Origin of the sequence: Vibrio eleionomae (assembly GCF_009874545.1) — a bacterium.
Classification (GTDB): Bacteria; Pseudomonadota; Gammaproteobacteria; order Enterobacterales; family Vibrionaceae; genus Vibrio; species Vibrio nitrifigilis.
This window is the reverse complement of sequence record NZ_WEKT01000061.1, coordinates 1-21,013: the sequence shown is the minus strand read 5'-3', so window position 1 is coordinate 21,013 and position 21,013 is coordinate 1. Positions and strand designations below refer to the sequence as shown.

General features: G+C 42.1%; 19 protein-coding genes. 8 read left to right on the top strand and 11 right to left on the bottom strand.

The window, feature by feature from the left end:
* Positions 1-36: 36 nt before the first annotated feature.
* Complete coding sequence (locus tag F9817_RS20585) at positions 37-1,896, bottom strand: sensor domain-containing diguanylate cyclase (RefSeq protein WP_161158072.1); 1,860 nt, start codon at positions 1,894-1,896, stop codon at positions 37-39.
* Between the two features lie 302 nt (positions 1,897-2,198).
* Between F9817_RS20585 and F9817_RS20580 the strand changes: the two genes are divergently transcribed.
* The gene (locus F9817_RS20580; protein ID WP_161158071.1) at positions 2,199-3,095 is read left to right on the top strand and encodes an EamA family transporter; all 897 of its coding nucleotides are present in this window, start codon (positions 2,199-2,201) and stop codon (positions 3,093-3,095) included.
* A 2-nt stretch (positions 3,096-3,097) separates the two neighbouring features.
* On the opposite strand, the gene F9817_RS20575 is transcribed toward F9817_RS20580, so the two are convergent.
* Positions 3,098-3,721 carry a LysE family translocator gene (locus F9817_RS20575; protein ID WP_161158070.1) on the bottom strand — a complete coding sequence of 208 codons (624 nt, stop codon included), beginning with the start codon at positions 3,719-3,721 and terminating at the stop codon, positions 3,098-3,100.
* Positions 3,722-3,820: 99 nt separating this feature from the next.
* Between F9817_RS20575 and F9817_RS20570 the strand changes: the two genes are divergently transcribed.
* On the top strand, positions 3,821-4,711 hold the full coding sequence (locus F9817_RS20570; protein WP_161158069.1) for a LysR substrate-binding domain-containing protein: 891 nt from the start codon (positions 3,821-3,823) through the stop codon (positions 4,709-4,711).
* On the opposite strand, the gene F9817_RS20565 is transcribed toward F9817_RS20570, so the two are convergent.
* Positions 4,690-5,607 carry a glycyl-radical enzyme activating protein gene (locus F9817_RS20565; RefSeq protein ID WP_161158068.1) on the bottom strand — a complete coding sequence of 306 codons (918 nt, stop codon included), beginning with the start codon at positions 5,605-5,607 and terminating at the stop codon, positions 4,690-4,692. The two genes, F9817_RS20570 and F9817_RS20565, sit on opposite strands and share 22 nt — an antisense overlap.
* Positions 5,607-7,976 (bottom strand): glycyl radical protein, encoded by a 2,370-nt coding sequence (locus F9817_RS20560; RefSeq protein WP_161158067.1) that lies wholly within the window; start codon positions 7,974-7,976, stop codon positions 5,607-5,609. Before F9817_RS20560 ends, F9817_RS20565 begins: the two co-directional genes overlap by 1 nt.
* A gap of 540 nt (positions 7,977-8,516) precedes the next feature.
* Here F9817_RS20560 and F9817_RS20555 point away from each other — a divergent pair.
* Entirely contained in the window at positions 8,517-9,014 is a 498-nt protein-coding gene (locus tag F9817_RS20555; protein ID WP_161158079.1) for a peptide-methionine (S)-S-oxide reductase, read from the top strand.
* Positions 9,015-9,302: 288 nt separating this feature from the next.
* Positions 9,303-9,950 carry a hypothetical protein gene (locus F9817_RS20550; protein WP_161158066.1) on the top strand — a complete coding sequence of 216 codons (648 nt, stop codon included), beginning with the start codon at positions 9,303-9,305 and terminating at the stop codon, positions 9,948-9,950.
* Between the two features lie 190 nt (positions 9,951-10,140).
* Here F9817_RS20550 and F9817_RS20545 read toward each other — a convergent pair whose 3' ends face one another.
* The 3 genes from F9817_RS20545 to F9817_RS20535 all read right to left on the bottom strand — a co-directional run bounded on the left by F9817_RS20545 (position 10,141) and on the right by F9817_RS20535 (position 12,501).
* The gene (locus F9817_RS20545) at positions 10,141-11,439 is read right to left on the bottom strand and encodes a methyl-accepting chemotaxis protein (protein ID WP_161158065.1); all 1,299 of its coding nucleotides are present in this window, start codon (positions 11,437-11,439) and stop codon (positions 10,141-10,143) included.
* A gap of 238 nt (positions 11,440-11,677) precedes the next feature.
* Positions 11,678-12,172, bottom strand: coding sequence for a hypothetical protein (locus F9817_RS20540; protein WP_161158064.1), 495 nt, complete (start codon positions 12,170-12,172; stop codon positions 11,678-11,680).
* Positions 12,169-12,501, bottom strand: coding sequence for a DUF805 domain-containing protein (locus F9817_RS20535; protein WP_161158063.1), 333 nt, complete (start codon positions 12,499-12,501; stop codon positions 12,169-12,171). The genes F9817_RS20540 and F9817_RS20535 overlap by 4 nt, the downstream gene beginning before the upstream one ends.
* A 188-nt stretch (positions 12,502-12,689) precedes the next feature.
* On the opposite strand from F9817_RS20535, the gene F9817_RS20530 reads away from it, so the two are divergent.
* Together F9817_RS20530 and F9817_RS20525 are read left to right on the top strand one after the other, a co-directional pair.
* Complete coding sequence (locus F9817_RS20530) at positions 12,690-13,724, top strand: helix-turn-helix domain-containing protein (protein WP_161158062.1); 1,035 nt, start codon at positions 12,690-12,692, stop codon at positions 13,722-13,724.
* Between the two features lie 157 nt (positions 13,725-13,881).
* Entirely contained in the window at positions 13,882-14,937 is a 1,056-nt protein-coding gene (locus F9817_RS20525) for an extracellular catalytic domain type 2 short-chain-length polyhydroxyalkanoate depolymerase (protein WP_161158061.1), read from the top strand.
* 57 nt (positions 14,938-14,994) lie between these two features.
* On the opposite strand, the gene F9817_RS20520 is transcribed toward F9817_RS20525, so the two are convergent.
* Positions 14,995-15,894 (bottom strand): EamA family transporter, encoded by a 900-nt coding sequence (locus F9817_RS20520; RefSeq protein ID WP_161158060.1) that lies wholly within the window; start codon positions 15,892-15,894, stop codon positions 14,995-14,997.
* Positions 15,895-16,001: 107 nt separating this feature from the next.
* On the opposite strand from F9817_RS20520, the gene F9817_RS20515 reads away from it, so the two are divergent.
* Positions 16,002-17,378: an aminotransferase-like domain-containing protein gene (locus F9817_RS20515; RefSeq protein WP_161158059.1), complete on the top strand. Its 1,377-nt coding sequence runs from the start codon at positions 16,002-16,004 to the stop codon at positions 17,376-17,378.
* Positions 17,379-17,428: 50 nt separating this feature from the next.
* On the opposite strand, the gene F9817_RS20510 is transcribed toward F9817_RS20515, so the two are convergent.
* From F9817_RS20510 to F9817_RS20500, 3 genes are all read right to left on the bottom strand, one after another.
* The gene (locus tag F9817_RS20510) at positions 17,429-18,088 is read right to left on the bottom strand and encodes an SGNH/GDSL hydrolase family protein (protein WP_161158058.1); all 660 of its coding nucleotides are present in this window, start codon (positions 18,086-18,088) and stop codon (positions 17,429-17,431) included.
* Positions 18,089-18,197: 109 nt separating this feature from the next.
* Complete coding sequence (locus tag F9817_RS20505; RefSeq protein ID WP_161158057.1) at positions 18,198-18,725, bottom strand: helix-turn-helix domain-containing protein; 528 nt, start codon at positions 18,723-18,725, stop codon at positions 18,198-18,200.
* A 188-nt stretch (positions 18,726-18,913) separates the two neighbouring features.
* Positions 18,914-19,804, bottom strand: a complete 891-nt coding sequence (locus F9817_RS20500) for an ADP-ribosylglycohydrolase family protein (RefSeq protein ID WP_161158056.1) — start codon at positions 19,802-19,804, stop codon at positions 18,914-18,916.
* 117 nt (positions 19,805-19,921) lie between these two features.
* Between F9817_RS20500 and F9817_RS20495 the strand changes: the two genes are divergently transcribed.
* Positions 19,922-20,797, top strand: a complete 876-nt coding sequence (locus F9817_RS20495; protein ID WP_202436536.1) for an NAD(+)--dinitrogen-reductase ADP-D-ribosyltransferase — start codon at positions 19,922-19,924, stop codon at positions 20,795-20,797.
* The last annotated feature ends 216 nt before the right edge of the window (positions 20,798-21,013 follow it).

Genomic DNA, 21,013 nt, shown 5'->3' with positions numbered 1-21,013 from the left:
TTAGTCACAAAGGCCCATAACGGTATTCGTTATGGGTTATTTTTCTCGTCTATCATCAACCATAGATGGGTCATAAAAGCGATAACCATTACGACCGGCATTTTTTACTGCATACAAAGCAATATCGGCGTGTTTTAGAGCTTCATTTAACTTACTGTCTTGGCTGGCAATCACGCACATGCCGATGCTAATACCAATCGTAAGTTCGTGCTCCGCCACATAAAATGGCTGAGCAATCGCCTTGACAATATTCTTCGCTACACTTTCAGCACGTTTAATAATCTCGTTTTGCCCACTCAAGATTATGGCAAATTCATCTCCCCCAAACCGGCAGGCTAAATCGTCACTCTCGACCTCATTAAATAGCCGTTTTGCGACTTCTTTGAGTACATCGTCACCAGCGGAATGGCCGTAGGTATCGTTCACTTCCTTGAACAGGTCTAAATCAATTAACATCAACAGATGTTGGCACTCATCCGACTCTTTTGCTGACATCAGTGTATCGCCATAATGATTAAAACGGGTACGGTTTGCTAAACCCGTTAAAATGTCATGGTGTGCGGCATATTCGATTTCTTCTCGGCTGCGCTCCTGAGCCGTAATATCTTCCGATGTGATAATCCATCCTCGGTCTGGCAACTGGCTATACAATGCTTCAACGATTTCACCCGATTTTAAGTAATAGATGGTGCGCAGTGTTTCACTGGCATCAAAAGCGTCGTACATTCTTTCCATTAGTTCATCAGGACTATCTGCCGTTTCTTGTCGTTCGTAACGAGTGCGTAGAAACTCTCGAAATGAGTTTCTGACTTTCATTTGAGAAGACTCTTTACGATAAACTTTAATATGTTGTTCGTTCCAATACTTGAGCAAACCACGTGCATCATAAACCGCTACCCCATTAGGAATATTGGCCACAATGGCCGATAACTCACTATTTTGTGATTGCATCAACCGCTCGTTTTCATTCATCTTCTGTTCGATAAACTTACGCTCTGACACATCTTGAAAAGAGCCAATCAAACGACACATTTTTCCTTGTTTATAGATACCTTGCCCTGTGGTTCTCACCCACATGTGTCTACCTTTTGCATTAATAAACGGCAGTTCACTTGACCACTTACCATCAGTGACCATTGCTCGGTTTACCGTTTCTTCAATAATGTCACGAGCCTCCGGTGCAAAATAATCAAAACCACTGGTGAGTGTCGGTTCAAAATCCGCTTCAACCCCGACGATTTCGCGAGTTTGCTTTGTCCATACCAGCTCATCGCTTTCCATGTCGTATTCCCAACCACCAACACCGGACACCTTTTCTAGCTCGTTAAATAACTCTTCTTTTCTCGCCAGCAAAACACGCTGAAATTCCACTTCCTCAAAAGCAATCTTAGCTTGAAGGTAATTAAGATTTGAGCGAAGTAACCCTTCAACAATTTGAGCTAAGCGGCCTAGTTGTTCGATATCATTATCATCAAACGCGCGGATTTGATTATCAAACACATTTAGAGAGCCGACGACCACCTCCGGGTCAATGCAAATAGGAAAGCCAGCACAAGACCGAATCATTTCTTTTTGCACATAAGGATTATCTTTAAAGCGAGGGTCTTTGACGGCATCTTGTACCACTAGGCGCTGTTTGTTGTTAACAATATAACGACCAAACGAATTGGGGCTATCAATGCCCTTTTCTTCAATACCGACTGAGGAAATAAAAATTTGGGTAGGATTATTAGCATGGTCATCACATAGAGATAACGTTGCCATTGGGCAATTGAAGGTATCAGCAGTGACCTTAATCAAAGACTGTAGTTCGGGCAATTGCTCCACACTGGCCGTTTTTAATTGCGCCAGCGCTTCTTTATACACCGCAGAATAATCAGAGGGTTTAATCATCATTCAGTTTACCGAGCCAATCCTAATCCGAACTCTTCATATACCTGATTAATAAGATAGGTTAATTTTGGCACAAGAGGTCATTTTTGCTGCATAAATCCACGAATTTCCTCACTATGTGGTCAAATATTTGTCCACTGCCTCGAATTTTGCGAGTTAAGATAGATATTCACTGGATAAGAAGATGTATGACTGACGTCACATAACCGCTAAAAACGACAAAAAGCCGCTCAGCTTCACGCATGAATATCCGTGAAATAGCTGATAACATAATTCAACTTTATACGAACAAAATTCAATTATCTGTGAATACAAAACATAATAATACACTCGGCGCATTACTTGTATTGCTTGCCACCTTCACACTTACTATCAAAGACAGCTCAGACAAATACCTAATGCAGCACGATTACCATCCGATGGAAATCTTGTGGTTTCGGTTTGCAATTCCCGCTGTGCTGATGATCGTCTTTCTGCGCAAAGAGTTTGTTATCGCGATAAAAGCTACTGAACGCTGGCTGATTGTTCGATCTGCGCTGTTTTTGTTTTGTGCACTCGCCTCTGTCATCGCATTAAAAGTCATTCCATTAAACACTTACATTATGATCGCTCAACTTGGCCCAGTTGCGTACATGATTGCTGGCATTGTATTTTTTAAAGAAGCCATTTCTTCACGACGCATCATTTCAACTGTGCTTAGTTTTAGTGGGGTGATGGTGATACTGCAACCTGGGTTATCGACAACCTTTGACTTGATGTATTTATTGCCACTGCTTATCGTATTTGCAGCAACGAGTTATAACTTAGCGACCAAAATGATTAATGGTAATGTACAATTTATTTCCATTTTTATTAATACATTTAGTATCTTAGGATTAGTATCAACATTACTGCTTGGTATTAATCCAGAATGGTGGAAAATGCCAGAGTGGCAAGATTGGCCCTACCTTCTCGCAGTGCCAACCGTTACCATCATTTCACAATTTTGTTTAATCAAAGCGATGCAAGTTGCAGAAGCGAGCTATCTTGCACCGCTGTTTTACTTTCAAATTGTTTTTGCGTGTTTAGTGGGTTATTGGTGGTTTGACGAGATCCCGACATCAGCGACTTTAATCGGTGGTTTAATGATTGTCGCGTCAGGACTGACATTAATGCTGAAAAAAGCAAAACAAAAAAACTATCAAACCAACGAACAAACCTAATACTAGCGGTTGAGCGTTAACAATACGCCAAACGAGATAAGCCCTGCACTGCACAATTGATTAATTCGATGCCCGAAACGCGTCATCCAAGTAGAAACGGTCGCTGATGTTAACCAATAAGCAACAGCGGCAAACCATAGTGAATGCAGCAGAGCGATATAAACACCATAAACAATCACGTAAACAGTCTCTCCATTCGGTTGATTCGCGATCAATTGACTAAACACACTAAGAAAAAACAGCATGGTTTTGGGATTAAGTAAATTACACAAGAATCCTTGCAGGATAGCAGTGCGCGCTTTTGATGTATTAGAGTGCAAATCCCCTTTGCTAGGAACAGCTAAATGAAACTTAGACTGAAATAGCCCCTTCACACCTAAGTACACCAAATAACCGGCTCCGAGATATTTGATTAAATTAAATAACCACACATTATGTTGCACTAACTGGCTGATTCCGATAACAGAATAAGTCACATGAACACATACACCTAAGCCGATCCCAAGCGCGGTTAACACGCCCGCTTTTCTACCCTGCAGCGCACTGGTTTTAAATACCAATACAAAGTCAGCACCGGGACTCACCACAATCAAAAGTCCGAATACAATAAAACTTAACCATTCCATAAATTCACAATTCCTTTAAACAATTTAAAGGAATTGTAACGATTTTTTAGTTAGTTATAATCGAAAAGAACAGACATTAACTGTGAGAAAAATTCACGAATGAGACATTTAAAAGCCTTTTATGTATTTCACATTACTGCCGATTCATCCAGTTATAGTGATGCTGCTGAGAAACTGCACATAACACATGGCGCGGTCAGTAAGCAGATCAAATTGCTGGAACAGTACCTCTCTCAAGTATTGTTTTATAAAAAAGGCAGGAACATGTTACTGACTACTGAAGGTAAGCTGCTCAAGCAATACACCAACCAAGCATTCAGTGCGCTGAGTAACGGAGTAAATACCTTAATGAAAAAGGATCACGCTCATTTAAGCGTATCCTGCGAACCAACGTTAACCATGCGTTGGCTGATGCCAAGATTGGCAAGCTTTTATCAACAAACCGGCATTGATGTACGTCTTTCGACCGCTGGCGGTCCAGTGACACTTAACGACGATGATATATCCTTAGCCATTCGCCGTGATGACTTTGAGATCAACCCAGATTATACCGCGCACTCTTTAACCCCTGAATATGTTGGTCCCGTCACCTCACCAGAGTATTGGAGCAAAATTAAAGATGATTTAAGTACTTGCACCTTACTCCATTCCAATACACGCCCTACCGCTTGGGCTGATTGGCTCACCGCGACAGATACTTACCTGTCGGAAACAAATGAGAAGTCATTTGAGCACTTTTACTTTTGCTTGCAAGCAGCATCCGATGGCTTAGGTGTTGCCATCGGTTCCTACCCTTTAGTTATCGATGATATCAAAAGTGGTCGTCTGATTGCGCCGTTTGGTTTTATTGATTCTGGGCATCGTTATGTTCTGATCAGCCAGCATCACAGCTGCAATCCACTCGAACAAGAATTTGCCACTTGGCTAGAGAGTGAGTTGGTCAAACTGCAACCATCACAGATTGAAGATCAACGCTCACCTATGCCATAGAAACTAAAAATGCCATATGCCCATTTCAGTATTGCGCTACTTGGTACCGTATAAGAATGGAATTCATCCAGCATTTTAAACGCGGTATATTTGGCTTTGCCGAGTTCGTGATAAGGCAAGAGTTCGATGGCACAACCCGCTAGATTGTGTTGCATAAATTCAGCGGTGGCACGCAAGTTGGCTTCGTCGCCATTCACTTCTGGAATAAACGGAATACGAATCGTCATGGGTACACCGAGATCGTAAATGCGTTTTGCGTTCTTTAATATTTGTTCGTTGCCAAGCCCAGTGACCTCCTTATGTTTGGCAGAGTCCATCACTTTGAGATCAAAGAACAAATGTTCAAAATGAACAAATAAGTCAGCAGCACTGCGCCAATTAAAATGGCCGCAAGTTTCTGCCCAAAAACTGATTCCTAGTGGTTCACATTTCTCGATAACAGCACGAATAAAATCAGGCTGCAGAAACGGTTCTCCTCCAGAAAACGTTACGCCACCTTCGGTATAGCGAAAAAAGAGTTCATCGCGTTTGATTTTCTCCACCACCTCATCGACCGATGCTGGCGTACATGCCAGAGAAAGCGCTCTTGAGGGGCAGGCTTTAACGCACAAACCGCAGTGATCACAGGTTTTAGTGCTTTGCTGCACTGCCCTTGGATCAAGCTTTTGAGGACATTGCCCAACGCAGGTTTGGCAATCTTTGCATTTGTGTGGGTAATACGCCAGTTTTGGCTTAGCAGTCCATGTTTCAGGGTTAGCACACCACTGACAACGCAGTGCGCAACCCGCTAAGAAAATGGTGGTACGGACCCCATCACCGTCATGGATGGAATAATCCTGCATTTGCAGGACTATCCCTTGTGGCGATGATATTGCCTCAGTAGAGGTACCTCTCATTAACAACAGCTTCCATGAGCCGAACGGGCAATAATCGCCTCTTGCATCTCAGGCGACAGGTTCACAAACTGAGTGCTATATCCCGCCACCCGAACTAAGAGATCTCGGTATTGATCCGGATCTTTTTGTGCTTTACGCAGTGTCTCGGTAGAAAGCGTATTGAACTGCACATGGAAAGCACCCAATGAGAAATAAGCACGAATAATATTGCCTAAATCGCGGCGTCCTTTGGCTGTTTTTACCACATCTTCGCTTAAACGTAAGTTCAGCAACGTGCCACCAGTGTGCACATCGTGATTCATCTTCGCGCTTGATCGCATGGCGGCGAGTGGGCTGCACACATCACTGCCGGCAAATGGAGAAACCCCTTCTGTAATCGGCTGGCGAGCCAGACGTCCGCATGGCGTAGCCCCCACAACACGACCGGTTGGGATGTAGTTAGAAATCCCCATAAAGGCACTGTTAAAACGCGAGCCAAAAATATCGTGGTATTCACGGGTGGTGCGGTAATAATAGTTAGCAATAGTGCGCGCGATACCATCCACATAATCGTCATCATTACCGTATTTTGGCACATCCAACGCCTTGGCTCGCAGTGCTTCAAAGCCTTCCCAGTTGGAATCTAACGCTTTATTAAGCTCTGCCATTGTGGTGACTTTATCTTCAAACACTAGCTTCTTAATCACCGCCAGTGAGTTAGCGACAATCGCCAAGCCGATCCCAGTTAATACTGGTCCGATATTGTATTTTGCTCCGCCTTTGGAAAGATCGGTTGCGGTCTCAATACAATCTTCAATACAAGCCGACAGGAATGGGCGTGGTACCATCTCTTCATGCAGTCGCTGCGCCACCAATGTGGAAATGACCGAGTGACGAATCAGATGGCCAATTTGTGACAACGTAGCGTCTTCTACAGATTGATAACTCGTAAACTCGCTGACTACGTCGTCACCCATATGCTCGCCAGTTAAACGACTTTTACCATTATTGAGTGCGTATTCCATCGCAGCCGCAAAGTTCACATTCACCGCAGACGTCCATTGACCAGTTTTGCGAAAATGCGGTACGACACAGCCGCAGTTGCTCCAATCACGAGCATCTTCCGCATCATAACCCGCTTGCAACAACATTTGCGTGCCTGCTTGGTCATTATGAATTGCAGGGAATCCTGTACCGGTACTAACTAAATCGGTGACGGCTTGCATAAATTCCGGCGGACAATCTGCATGTACGCGCACACTCAACCCCGGTTGGTGAGTTTTCACCGCATCGGTTGCTTCTAAGCACAGATAAGTCAGTTCGTTGGTCGCATCAGATCCATCACGATTTTTTCCGCCCACGGTGAGGTTTTGGAATTGGTTGTAACCTGCAAAATAGCCCGCGGTATTGGCCGAGATCGTCCACACCCATTCAGAGAATTTAAGCCATAACGCCTGAATAAGCTCTCTTGCATCATCTTTAGTGAGAATGCCGTTTTCCATATCATGTTGGTAATATGGATACATATATTGGTCGAATCGGCCAGGGTTAAGCGCCAGCGGATTTTCTGAAATGATTCCGCCTAATTGAGTAAACCAAACAAACTGAATCGCTTCGTGAAAAGATTGTGGTGGCAACTTAGGCACGCGGGCACACACTTTGGCAATGGTGCGCAATTCAGTTTGTCGAGCCAGATTGGTTTCTTGTTCCGCCAAGCTTTCAGCTAGTGCAGCATAGCGCTGCGCGAAACGGATAATCCCTTGCGACGTTAAAATACTCGCTTGGCAAGTTTGGATTTTTTCAATATCGACACTATTGGCATAATCCAAACTTGCCATCTTAGTTTCCAGCTTTTCAATCACGCCTTTAAAGCCGTATTTAAACAACACGTCTTGATAGTCCGGCGTAATTTCTCCCACCGCTTGACGCCATTTTGAATCGTTATCGACGATGCCAGTATCGACCACAATTTGTGCGGTACTCTTGGGCAGTGCTGCCAAAAAATGCTCTTCTAACGATTGTCCTTTCCAATAAGGAAACACATTCGCTCGGACAAAATCACGCTGTTCATCCGTCATCTGATAAGGGTCTTGCGGACGTTTATCGAAGTTGTCCATTTCCTTATCGACCCATTGCCAAGAAAATTCTGGTGTCAAAATCCCAGTACGACGAAATTTGCCCGCTGTGCCGACCACTAATTCATCAGCAAAGATCTGAATATTAAATTGATCACAAAAATCATAAAATGCCTGTGCACGGCGCAAAATGACAGGCTGACCTTCGGTACGTTTATGTGATTCGGTGTAAATACGAGCACGCTCGTAACAAATGGAAGGTTTCGAATTAACATAATTCTGTCTTAAGCGTTCGATTCGTTCATTGACTGACATGACCATTTCTCCCTGCTTGTCTGCCCTTTCACTCGTGTTGTCGTATCAACACCACATAAAAAGCGCGACAACATCCGCTGTTGAATACTATTTGTATGCTATAACGCACAACTTAGTTTCAATCTAACATGCCCATGAGTGGCTAAAATTTGTCCTAGCGCAATAAAATGCTGAATTATTCACCTCTGAGCCTAACGTTATAAGCGTGGGTATATACCCAAATGACCTCAAGATGCAGGATTCAGAGCTTCATCAACGAGCCTAGGTCAAGCTCAATCACGGCAGGAATGGTCATTCCCTTTTAACGTGATTGAGCACAGAAATAGGTTTGTTGATGAGCTCCCAAAGGGCGAGTTTTATTCGCTCCTAGGCTGTGTTACAGATTTTTAACGTAGAATGACTATGTCTTCAAATCAGTGCCTTGCCTAAGAGCGAATACATTCTCGCTGAAACAGCATCTTGAGGTTACTTGGGTATATTATTAAGTTTTATCGCCAAGCCTGATATCCTCCAAATAAGAGTTAACAATGAATGAATATGATGGAAGAAATTGTCCTAGCCGGTGGCTGCCTATGGGGTGTGCAAGAATTTATTAAATATGTACCGGGAGTAATCAAAACAGAAGCTGGGCGAGCAAACGGGACGGCCAATACCACTCAAAGCCCCTATGATGGTTATGCTGAATGTGTACGGATTGAATTTGATTCTCAGATGGTAACTGTCGAACAACTGATTGACCACCTATTCGAAATCATCGATCCCTACAGCGTCAATCAACAAGGAGAAGATGTAGGCTTAAAATATCGCACGGGTATTTATAGTACAAACGATCAACATTTGCAGAGCGCTCAAAATTATATTGGTCTGCGTGACGATGCAGATAAGATCGCTATTGAAGTTTTACCATTAACTAACTTTGTGCCTAGTGATGATGAACATCAACACCACCTTACTCATCATCCAGAAGATCATTATCTGTGCCATATACCTTGGAAACTCCTCCATCGATATATAATGCAACAGAGTGAACATGAATAATAACTCTATCGTCAAATCAGCCCTTTATGTAATAGAGGCTATATTCACTCTGAAGCTGAATTTTGCAGTGACTTATGCATATATCAGAAGAATTTTTATTGGCAATTTGACATAAATATATGTTATTTATTGTGTATTAGAACAATAATGTTGTATTCCTTATTAAGGATGTTGTAAAAGGAAGTTCATTGTGAGAAAAACGAGTGTATTCATAACCATTGCATCAACTATATTTTCGGTTTTTAATCTCGCACATTCATCTGAACTTAATAGCATATATATAAATATTTGAATATAAATCAATATTTTTCAAGTAAGAACTATGCATATAATTTATCCTATCAAGCTAAAGGGAAATGGGATAAAGGTAAAGGGTTTACAGTCCGTATTGATAACAATGAACAACTGTTCATTGATAGCTGCCCAACACTGATAAAATCCTTTGAAAGTGGATACCAAACGTCAAATTTAGAGCAAAAAAACTCATATCGAACAATATACACTCAATGCAAGGCGATCAATTTAATCGTCAGTGACTCTGAAAATGCTAGAAAGTCGTACTTAAAAAGATTTCATTTAAACTTAAATAACATCAAAAACTTTCCTGCGGTGACGGCGCTTGTTATATCTAACGAGCAAGCTAAGCCCTTAGATAAAAATGAAGAAAGCCAGTATTCTGATTTCGTAAAAATAAAATCAATTTCTTTTCCTAGAAAAGGCGAAGCTAGAATCTTTGATATTAACGGTGCAGTACAAGACATATCGATTATCGCCAAAGCAGATTTCAATAAAGACAACATTGAAGATGTCTTATTATTAACCGCTAACTATAAACCCGATGGTTCTTATTCAGCATCAACGCTATTTCTACTCACCAAACTAGCAAACAAAGCGATGTGGAACGTGTTGGCTATTTATCCAGAGAGCAATCCATAATTTCGATGTAACCTATTGCATACCTCAACCGCTGCCATAGCATGTCCCTTGCTTAGCACTTGGTAGCGCAACGAAAAAACCTAACTCCGATTGAATATCGAAATCAGGCCTTTCAAACCACGTCACAGACATCTGCAACGTTATGGAAACACGTCAAAGTTATAAGCCGTTACCATTCATAATGTCGGCTTTATTGACCCAAGTCTAAGCCTTCAATCGCTTGAGACACTTGGTCGGCTCCTTCGTGAATTTTATCCATTAACAATGAAACTTCTTCAATACGTTCATTGGTTTCGGATGACACACTCGACACACTTTGAATCGTTTCAACCACATCATTAGTTAACGTTAAGTTCTTTTGCACCACTCGGTTAATTTCATCTGTCGACGATGAAGTACGCGTTGCTAATTGCCGCACTTCATCTGCAACCACGGCGAATCCTCGTCCGTGCTCACCGGCACGTGCCGCTTCAATTGCCGCGTTCAGTGCCAATAAGTTAGTCTGCTCTGCGATCGACGTAATCGTTTTCACGATATTGGAGACATCTGCAGAAAGCGTCACTAACTGATTTAACTTTTCAATTGATGATTGAACATTGTCATTCATTTTGTCTGACAGCGTGACACATGTCCGTAAACCATGTTTGCCTTCTTCGGCCACTTTCGCGGTTTCAACCGATGTATCTTGAGCAATATGCGTTGCTTGACGTAAAGATTCACCTCGTTGAATATGACTTGTAATATCTACCGCAAATTTAATCACTCGGTAAACTTTGCCCTTCTCATCAAAAATTGGGCAATAAGTTGCTTCAAGCCACACCTCATTACCGTAACTGGATTTACGTTTAAAACGACCTGACTTCGATTTTCCCTGCCCTAAATCACGCCAAAAATTGGGGTTGTCCTGATAAAAGTCATCAAAACTAAACATTCGATGATGCTTGCCAACGACTTGTTCTCGGCGATAAGACATCGTCGTTAAGAAAATATCATTAACATACGTAACCGTCCCATCAGGCTCGAATTCAATCACGGCATACGTTTTATTTAATGCGGTAAAGATATCCATGGTGCGTTGATAAGAATTAAATTTTTCAGTGATGTCTGCACCAACTTTCATCACACGGGTCACTTTGCCATTTTCTGTAATTGGGAAGTAAGTGGCTTCCATGATCAAAGGAGAGCCATCTTTACGCACGCGGAAAAAATTACCCGATTTTTCTTTACCATTGGCTAGGTCTTGCCAGTGTTTCCTATAGTCGGGACTGTTTGTATACTCTGGCGTACAAAATATTTTATGGCTTTGACCGATCAATTCTTCTTTTCTATATCCAACAGCGGCTAAAAACAAATCATTAACTTCAATAATTGTACCGGTTGGATCAAACTCTATCATCGCGACAAATCGGCGCATCGATGCCAGCGCACTACTATCAATTTTTTCTACGCTATTAACCTGCGTTGTTTCAGTTTTCTTCTTTCTGAACATTCAGAAACCCTCACAAGACCACACTAATCTGCTGAATATTTCTGTGATCCCAAAGACGCAGAAATACTATGGCTTAATCGTTTCACCACAATAGATAAATGTAGCAGGAATTACGCAGGTAATAGGAAAATAGGCTCACTTTATATCCATTAATGCTAGCCACATAGAGCTACCCTGTATGTAGGCTGGTTCATTGCGCGCCTATTATCCACCACCAAAAATACGTTTGGTTACATTTTTATGGGTTTGAATAAGTTTGACATACCTTTTGTGGCACGTTATCAAACCACCACGAACGCCAGCGAGGCCGAGAATTAATAATGAAGCCATCTTCCGGGTTTAGACCTGTTTTTATGATAGCGTCAGCGTGCTCAATATTTTGAGTAGTGCCTATTTGCCATGCTTCACTGGTGATAGGCTGACCTTGCTGTATGTCTTGACTTAGTTGTTCATTCAATACATCAATAACGATGTTAGTGCCGCTATGTATCCCAATCGAGGCTTCTGCCTTACTACCCACGACTAAAGCCACAGTGATTGAACATTGTTGCCCATCTGGATTGGTAAAATAGTAGCGCCCCTCACCCACTTTACCTTTTATCCAAAAAAATTCGCCTTCCACCATTGAGCTCGCCTTTACTATGCCTTTTAGGTTTTGCATCTCACTTGGATTAGCCAAAGCGATAGGAACCTGACTAAGCATCATCAATAGCATGATTATAAATTGCATCATACATACTCCTTACTTGAAAACGACGTAGTCGATTTCATCGCGAGCAAAATAATTAACCAGATAGGGCCAATCGCCGGAACAAAGAATACATATCCCCACCAACCGGAACGGCCTGAGTCATGCAAACGTCTCGCAATATAAGCAATCATAGGAACAAAACTGAGTAAGCCATACACCGCATCTGGCCACTCAAGCTGTAACGATATTTCTATTACAATCAATATTAAAGTGATGAGTAAATGCCAAAACATAAACCACCAAAAATCGGTTCGAGACGAATTTCCTCTAAAGTCGAAGTAGCGCTGCCACGCTTGCCAATAACTGTTCATTGCCTTACACCTTCTATGTCAGTTGATGTGAACAATATGGCTGTGTTTGGGTTCTAAAACGTCCTCAAACCGGTTTTAGAACGTAGTCAAAGCGGTTTTAGTCCGCTTTTATCTTCTTCCGATTCCCAATTAAAGGTATGCTGACACCCGTTGATTACTCACTACATGGCATATTCAAAAGGATAAATATGTTAGCGATTCCTGTACCATTTGTGGTTTCTCTTATGCTCTTACTGGCGGCAATAACGCTCTATACTCGGCTAACAGAGCAAGCTAAAGTGCCGTGTTTTTTCCTTGTACTTTGTTCATTAACCACAGCTTTGGTTGGTTTACGTTGGACGTTTGACTTCGCAATATTTCGCATTGTTCAGCCGATCATGGCATCACTGCTCCCTGTTTGCGCTTGGTATTGTTATCTGAAAGGCTCAGGTCAAAAATTGATGAGATTCTATATCCATCTGTGTGGGCCAGCAGTCGTAATCATTGCCTTGTTCACACAATATTGGTGGCATGCCCCTTTGGACGCTTTGATCACTATTATTTATGTCGGATATGGCGCAGCGTTAATCGTGACTAGCCATAATGAACAGCGATTAGACAATGTCTCTCTTGGTCAGTGGGATGGCGTAAAAAAGGCAACAAGAGTTGCTGGTGCGATGTTACTGTTTTCTGCATTTATTGATTGTTCGATGTCGTTAGACTTTTGGTTTCGCCAAGGAAAAGATGCAATGTATATCTTGGCAACCGGTCACTTAATCATGTTACCACTGCTGTGCGTTGCGGTTATCATGATAAGTGTTGCTACACCGGTACAGGATGAATTAACCAAGCTTCCTCGCAGTCCTGCACCCAAACTTCCCAAAGAAGACGCAACATTAAGTGAACAGCGGGCTAAAGAAATTGTGTTAGCTTTTGAAACATTAATGAGCGAAAAATCTGTGTATCTCGACCCTGATTTAACCTTAAATAAACTATCGCGTAAGCTGCTAATTCCTGCCAAACAGCTGTCGACAGCAATTAACCAGATTTGTCAGCGCAATATTTCCAAGTTGATTAATGAGTATCGTATCGACCATGCAAAGCAAGAACTAGTTGATAGTGATGAGACTATCACGCAAATTTTTATGCGCAGTGGATTTCAAACTAAATCGAACTTTAATCGTGAGTTTTCGCGGATTACAGGAGTCACACCCTCGGCTTATCGAAAACAGCATGGTAAGTGAAGCAGCGATTCTAATTGGCTGTAAATTGACTTAATGATACACCGCTCCCATTATTAGTCTTCTGTAGCCAAACCTCCTAAAGAGATAAGGTTCAGAGCTTCATTAACGTAACTTGGGTATATACTTATTAATAAGTTACAAAATATGAGCCGCTAATATGGGAATCTTTTCGTCACTTAAAACGTCTGTTATCACGTTAACGACTTGCGCATGGATAAGTGCGGCAGCACATGCTGCCGCCCCCGCTCTTCCTTCAGTTGGAGCCAATATCAATGAGACATCAGTGTCTGGCTTATCCTCTGGCGGGTTTATGGCAAGTCAGCTCTATCTTTCACACTCATCAATTATGGCGGGAGTCGGCATTGTCGCTGGTGGCCCATACCTATGTGCTCAATCTTGGCCGATGCCCGGTTTAACTAATGCTGTTATGGCCTGTATGGCACCTCAACTTAAAGAGATGGGGCCTAATACATCAAAGCTTATTAGAGTGACAAAAGGTCTAGCCAGAGATGGGGATATTGATGACTTACAACGTCTTGAATCGGCTCATTTCTACTTTTTTAGTGGCAAAAATGATTCTACAGTGAATACCATTGTCGTGAATCAAGCGGTTGAATTGTATAAAGCACTTGGGGTATCGGAAAAACAAATCAACTACGATAAAACCGTTAATGCTGGGCACGCGTTTATTGTCAATAACAAGCAAGCCAATAAATGTAATACCAGCAAAGCGCCATTTATCAATGATTGTGGGTTTTCTCAGGCCGAACGCATACTCGCAACTATTTATCCAAACTTAGATAAAACGCCGCAAACGCCCCTTCCACAAGCCGTTCCATTTAATCAATCGGTATTCATCAAAGCAAAAAAGACGGGTATGGATGATACTGGGTATGTGTACATTCCACCGCAATGTAAAACGGGCACATCTTGCGCCGTGCATGTGGTATTTCATGGCTGCCAACAAGGCGCGACGGTTATTGGCGATAAATTTTATAACGGTACAGGGTACAACGCCTATGCCAACGCGAATAACATTATCATGCTGTATCCGCAGCTTCATGTATCACCAAGAGAAACCAGTGTTGAACCCTACAATCCCAAAGGGTGCTGGGATTTTTGGGGATATTCAGGTTCTGACTATTTTGATAAAAAAGCGCCCCAAATCAGCGCGGTTTATCGCATGATAGAAACCCTTGCAGCTCAACCTTAATAGACCAAAGTGATAAAGGCCAGCCTTAACATACGCGTGTGGCTGGCCTTTTTCATATTAAGATTCTGTCGACACAGATCGGCTCACTGAGACCGTATTACGGATTTTCCTTGGGTAGACGACAACAACAATACCAGCCAGAAATAGAGCACAAGACACCCATTGAACTTGGGTTAAATGCTCATCATAAATGACATATCCGCCAATTAATCCAAATACAGTGGTCATTAGTGTTGTTGGGGCAATCAGCGCCATTGGGTATTTCAACGTCATTTTATTCCACACCCAGTAGCCGAATACGGTAGTGGGATAAGCTTGAAACAGCACCGAAAACCAAGCATGACTGTTCCAGTGGCTAAATGTTGTAACGATACCTTCGGTGCCATTCATCAACAGGCTCAACATCAACAACGGAATAGGCGCAAACACCATTCCCCAAATAGTAAAAGCAAATGGCGTGGTTGAACCAGATTGACGAATCACAATACTGGCTAGGGGCCAGCACAATGAAGCAATAAAAATAAAGATAAGTCCAACTGGCGTAATATTACCGTTGGTATAGGCAATAGAAACGGTTAACCCAACCATAGCAATGACCATACCGACTGCCATCTGCTTGGTGATTTTTTCTTTATAAATTAATGCGCCCACTAATACGCTGGTCAACACATCAAATTGCATCAATATTGAAGTGATACCCGCCGACAAACCGAAACTATTGGAACAGGCAGCCATTCCCCATACCCCCGTCCCAAATATTGTGCCGTAAGCGATAAAATATCGTTTAGGCACTTGAGGACGTTGAATAAAAAATACCAAAGGGAAAGCGGCAAAGAAAAAACGCAGCGCAGTAATAACAAATGGGTCAAACTCACTGGCACCCATTTTTATTGCGACAAAATTGACACCCCAAATCACCATGATGGTAATGATCAATAAAATATCTCGCCCCTGCATTGCTCACGTTCTCCTGTAATTCTTATCCTATTGATGAGTATCTCTTGCTCTCCAAAATCAGTACAGATACAATTTTCTAAAATTAACCAGTACAATTTAAATCCACTATGCTTAAGTACAAACAGCTAGCAGCGAAAGTGTCACACGATATTCAGCAGAACCGACTAAAAAACGGGGCTCGTATGTTGTCGTTGCGCCAATTTGCTAAACAGCACAGCATTAGTGTTTCAACCGCAGTCAGTTGCTATGAGGAACTTGAAAAGCAAGGTTGGATAGCCGCACGCCCACAGGCTGGGTTTTACGTTACTCACTCGTCAACGATTTTGCCATCACCCCATTGGCCTAGCTTTGACACCGAAAGAACCACACCATCAAGGCCACTAAAAGAAGCATCTATCCCGCAAGGAGCACTCGGGATGGCCTGCCTAGAATTGGATGATCACACTCAACGCAGTCTTGATCGCAGTTTACGTAAAGCCATCCAGTTTCAAACAAGGCATTTTGCTCAATATCCAGCCCAACAAGGCGAACCCTACCTACGTGATGCACTCGCTGAGCATTTTCAAACCAATGGTTATGCATTGAACAGTAACGAACTGGTGATCACTCACGGTTGCATGGATGCCGTAAAAACGGCGCTAATGGTATGTACCAACAAGGGAGATACCATTGCCGTAAGCTCTCCCTGCTTCAATGGATTACTGGATTTAATTGCCCAACTCGATTTAAACCTCATCGAAATTCCTTCCCATGAAGATGGCATTGATCTCGATGCACTAGAAAAGCTATTACGAGACAATCAAATTCAAGCCGGACTCTTTTGTACTACTCACATGAACCCGCAAGGAATCACTCTTTCCTCACAACAAAAGCAACGTTTAGCGAATTTGGCTGCGACTTATCGTATTCCCGTGATTGAAGATGATGTGTATTTTGAATTAAGCCATTCGAACGAATTAAACTTGCCGGCCGCTTATTACGATACCAGTGGCTACGTGATTTGGTGTAGTTCTATCTCAAAAACGCTTTCCCCTAATTACCGGCTTGGCTGGTGTAAACCAGGAAAATACTTTGCCTCATTTTTGCAATACTACCAAGGTGTATCTGGCATTCTTCAATACGCTATTTCTGATCTCATTTGTTCAGGTCATTACGCAAAACACCTGAAACAAGCTCAATACACCCTTGCCCAGAATAAACGCGATTATAGCCTCTATTTGGCAACACATTTGCCCATGGGCAGTCGAATCACTCAACCTGATGGTGGCTTAGTACTCTGGATGCAAATTCCTCATCTTGATATCACACGATTTAAATTGGCCATACAACGCGAGAAAATTGATATCCGCACTGGCGATATTTTCACAGAGTCTCATCGCTATAGTGACTGTTTGCGGATCAATATTGGTTATCCACTCGATGGCCGTATAGAAAAACAACTCGATAATTTAATGGCATTAATTCATCAATGCTGCACTGGGTAAATCATTAGGTCATACCCAAATATGACCTTTCGCGGCCGATGAGAAATCCATTATTCGAAGATTTGTAATACCTTTTCCGCCATCGCTAATCCAAGCGTTTTGTTGCTTTCTTCGCTGAGATGAATGCCATCACAGCCATCCGTTCGAACAACAGAGCCTGCATCAAAGAACATCACTTTCATAAAATCTGCCATCATTTTGTAGTATTTAGGTAGCTGCAATGTTTTCTCATGACCACCTTCATACATCACCCCAAACCAAGGATCTGGCATTGGCGCAAGTGGCGGCGGTGACACAACCAATACTTTCGGTGCTGGATAGGCAGCACCGATCCCACCAGCGCTACCACGTGCCTGACTGACAAGCAGTGACATTCCCTCTGCAATTCGCTGCGGCGTTTGATTAAATGACGGTTTGGTATCATTCGTACCTAGCATGATGATAACGAGATCGAGTGGCAAATGGCTGGCCAATGAAGTAGGAAAATAGTTCGCGCCATTTACACGAGTATCCAGCGGATCATCAATATTAGTTGTGCGGGCATTGAGCCCTTCTTCTATCACATTAAACTGCGCGCCTAATGCCCGTGCCATTACACCTGTCCAGCGTTTATCGAGAGCATAACGTTGAGAAGGAACACTGTGTGGCTGAGGGATCCACCCCCAAGTTAATGAGTCACCAAAACAAAGAATATTTTTAATGTTTTCCATAGCATGATTTCCATCTAGTCATATCTGGTTGTTCCATAACCGTATTATACCTAAAGGACAAGTTTATCTATTCACCAATACACAGACTTATTATTCCCTTTTATGAGAATTACACATCGAGATGTCCAAAATGCTGTAGTGCGTTTTTAAGGTCCAAATAAACAGCGGATTTATCTTCTCCGCGGCAATGCTCATCTCGATATACACTTGGGCTAACACCCACATATAAATGAAATTTGCGAACAAAAAAACTCAAGTCGGGGAAACCCACTTGATCACATACTTGTGTCACTTGTAAGCTCGGATTGTTATCAAAAAGCTCCATAGATTTTGCGATACGGAACCGCATTAATACCTTTTTAAACGACATTCCCAAATAATATTTAAACAAATAGGACAAATGCGACTGACTAATACATGCACTGCTCGCGAGTGTCGGCATATCAATCGGGTTAGCATAATTCTTATAGATATAGTGAAGCGCCTTATTAAGCGCAGGATGGCTGTACCCTTTGTTCGATTTAGGTAGCACAGCATATTTTTTCGCCAGCTCGTCAAACGAATTGACTATTGATGCGTTTTCCGTTTTGGCAGCTGATGGATGTGTCGCATCAACTGCCTTTGTTTCTAAATTCATAATTCACCTTTCTATATCTGCCTTTTTATATAGAAAGTACCTAACATTATGATTATTTTACGTATCAGTTTGGTATGACTTTACTTCACGCACCAATATCATCTCCCAAATAACCTCAATAGGTCAGATGAAGAGTGTCATTAACGAGCACACATCAAGCTTGATTACAGAAAGAAGTCGCTATTTGCTCAGGCCGACAACTTGTCCGCCATTGCGACGATCTCATCATACATAACAAGGCATTGGCGCCATTGTTGAGGTATGTTGTCGAGTCCGTAATACGCACCCGCAATTTGTCCACATACCGCAGCTGTGGTATCTGCATCATCACCAAGATTTGCAGCGGCTAAAACGGCAGCAGCATAACTCTCCGTGTGAAAAAAACACCACAGGGCGGCTTCCAAACAGTCAACCACATAACCGCTCCCTTTTATCTCATCGACACTTTTTCCCCGGTATTTTTGTTGCCCAATCGAAGCAATCTTCGATGTGATTGGCTGGTACAAGGTGGTACTTAAAATCTGCTGTTTAGTTTTACCTAATAACGCTTGATTAAGCAGCGTGGCGTAATAGCAACACGCATCTAAGCACTCTTTGGCACCATGAGTTGTGCGTGAACTTTCTGCAGCATAGTGGATAAGCTCTTTCATATCAGAATAATACAGTGCTATTGGTGCTAAACGCATCAGAGATCCATTGCCAGCCGCTAAAGGATGGGTTGAGCCGGAAAATGGATCTTGGGTATGCAAAAATTGATTCAATGCTTCTGACACGGTAACTCCAATATCAAAACATCGGCCATTACTACTCATGTAACCTTCTTTCCACCAACGTAAATATCGGTTCATCTGATCGTGGGCATTAAACTCATCACACTCTATTAATGAAGCGGCTAAACAGAGAGCCATCGAAGTATCGTCAGTCCATTGCCCTGCTTTGAGGCGAAATACACCGCCCCCTACCAAATCAACCATCGGGGTAAAACTGCCTCGAGCTTGAAATTCAACCGTTGTACCTAGTGCATCCCCAACCGCTAACCCAACTAAACATCCTCGATAATATTGTTGCCTTTCTGACATCAGTATCCTTTCCTTTTACTAAAAAGCGCTAATCTATGGGCTATCTAGTCTATGACCTCGATATACAGGACTCGGAGCTTACCCATTTTTTAAACGATATGATGGAGTCACCTATTCATGAGTGAAACTAAATCATTTACCGCATCAACACACCCTGCCCGCCCAGTGGTTTCTCACTCACTTTGTCATACTCTACCTTCTTTTGCCGCTAGTTCATTAAATCGCTGTAATTTACCTGCTAATATTTTAGGCAGCTGCACTTATCAGCACTATCCTGTGCCGCTAATTCTCGATTTTGTACACGATCTGCATAAAGATTTTTTCCGTCACTTAACCACCATCGACACCGCACAAGAACGTGCCGCGTATTTCCAATATTATATGCGCTCAGCCTTTTTACTCGGACAAAGTGAGCAAGCTGGATTTAGCGCCAAGAACCGGGGGAGCAAACGCGATAAATCCGATTACATACGCTTACTAAGAGGCTGGATGTTTGATGCCGACAGTATTGAAGCTGCCGTAATAAAGCGTTGGGTTGAGTCTAGATTTGGCCTACTCACCCTAAACCATAAAGGAATGATTACACGAGTCTCTGACCAAAGTTATCAAATTTACTTAAAGGACTATGTACGCGGGTTATATAATAGCAATGCCCTAGAATCTCAGTTAGATCTCCTGTATTGCTATTGCCAATATGAACTTAAAACTCAATATTCACATTTACACCTAACTTTGTATCGGGGAATTTCCAATATTAATCATTTTTATCAAATTCCTGCTGGAGAAAAATTTGCAGGTGCTCTACTACTTAACAATATGAATTCATTTAGTGATAACCAATACCAAGCAGAAATTTTTGGGGACAAGGTGATTTGTTGCCAAGTCCCTACCAGTAAAATTTTATACTTCCCCAAGCTGATAGCAGGTTCATTGAATGGAGAAGACGAATATCTGGTATTAGGTGGCATGTACCTTTGTCAATCAGTCAAATAAAAATATCATATAATCAAATAGTTATTTTAATAGCAAACAGAGTGACATTATTAGTATCCAATAAATTCAATTTTTCAACATCATATTGGTATCAATTAAGTATCAATTAAGTATCAATTAAGTATCAGAAAATATCGATATTATACGTAATAATAAAAAACGTTAAATCAAAGAGTTATTTTGTTAAAAATGAAATCACCGCCATACTATACATAT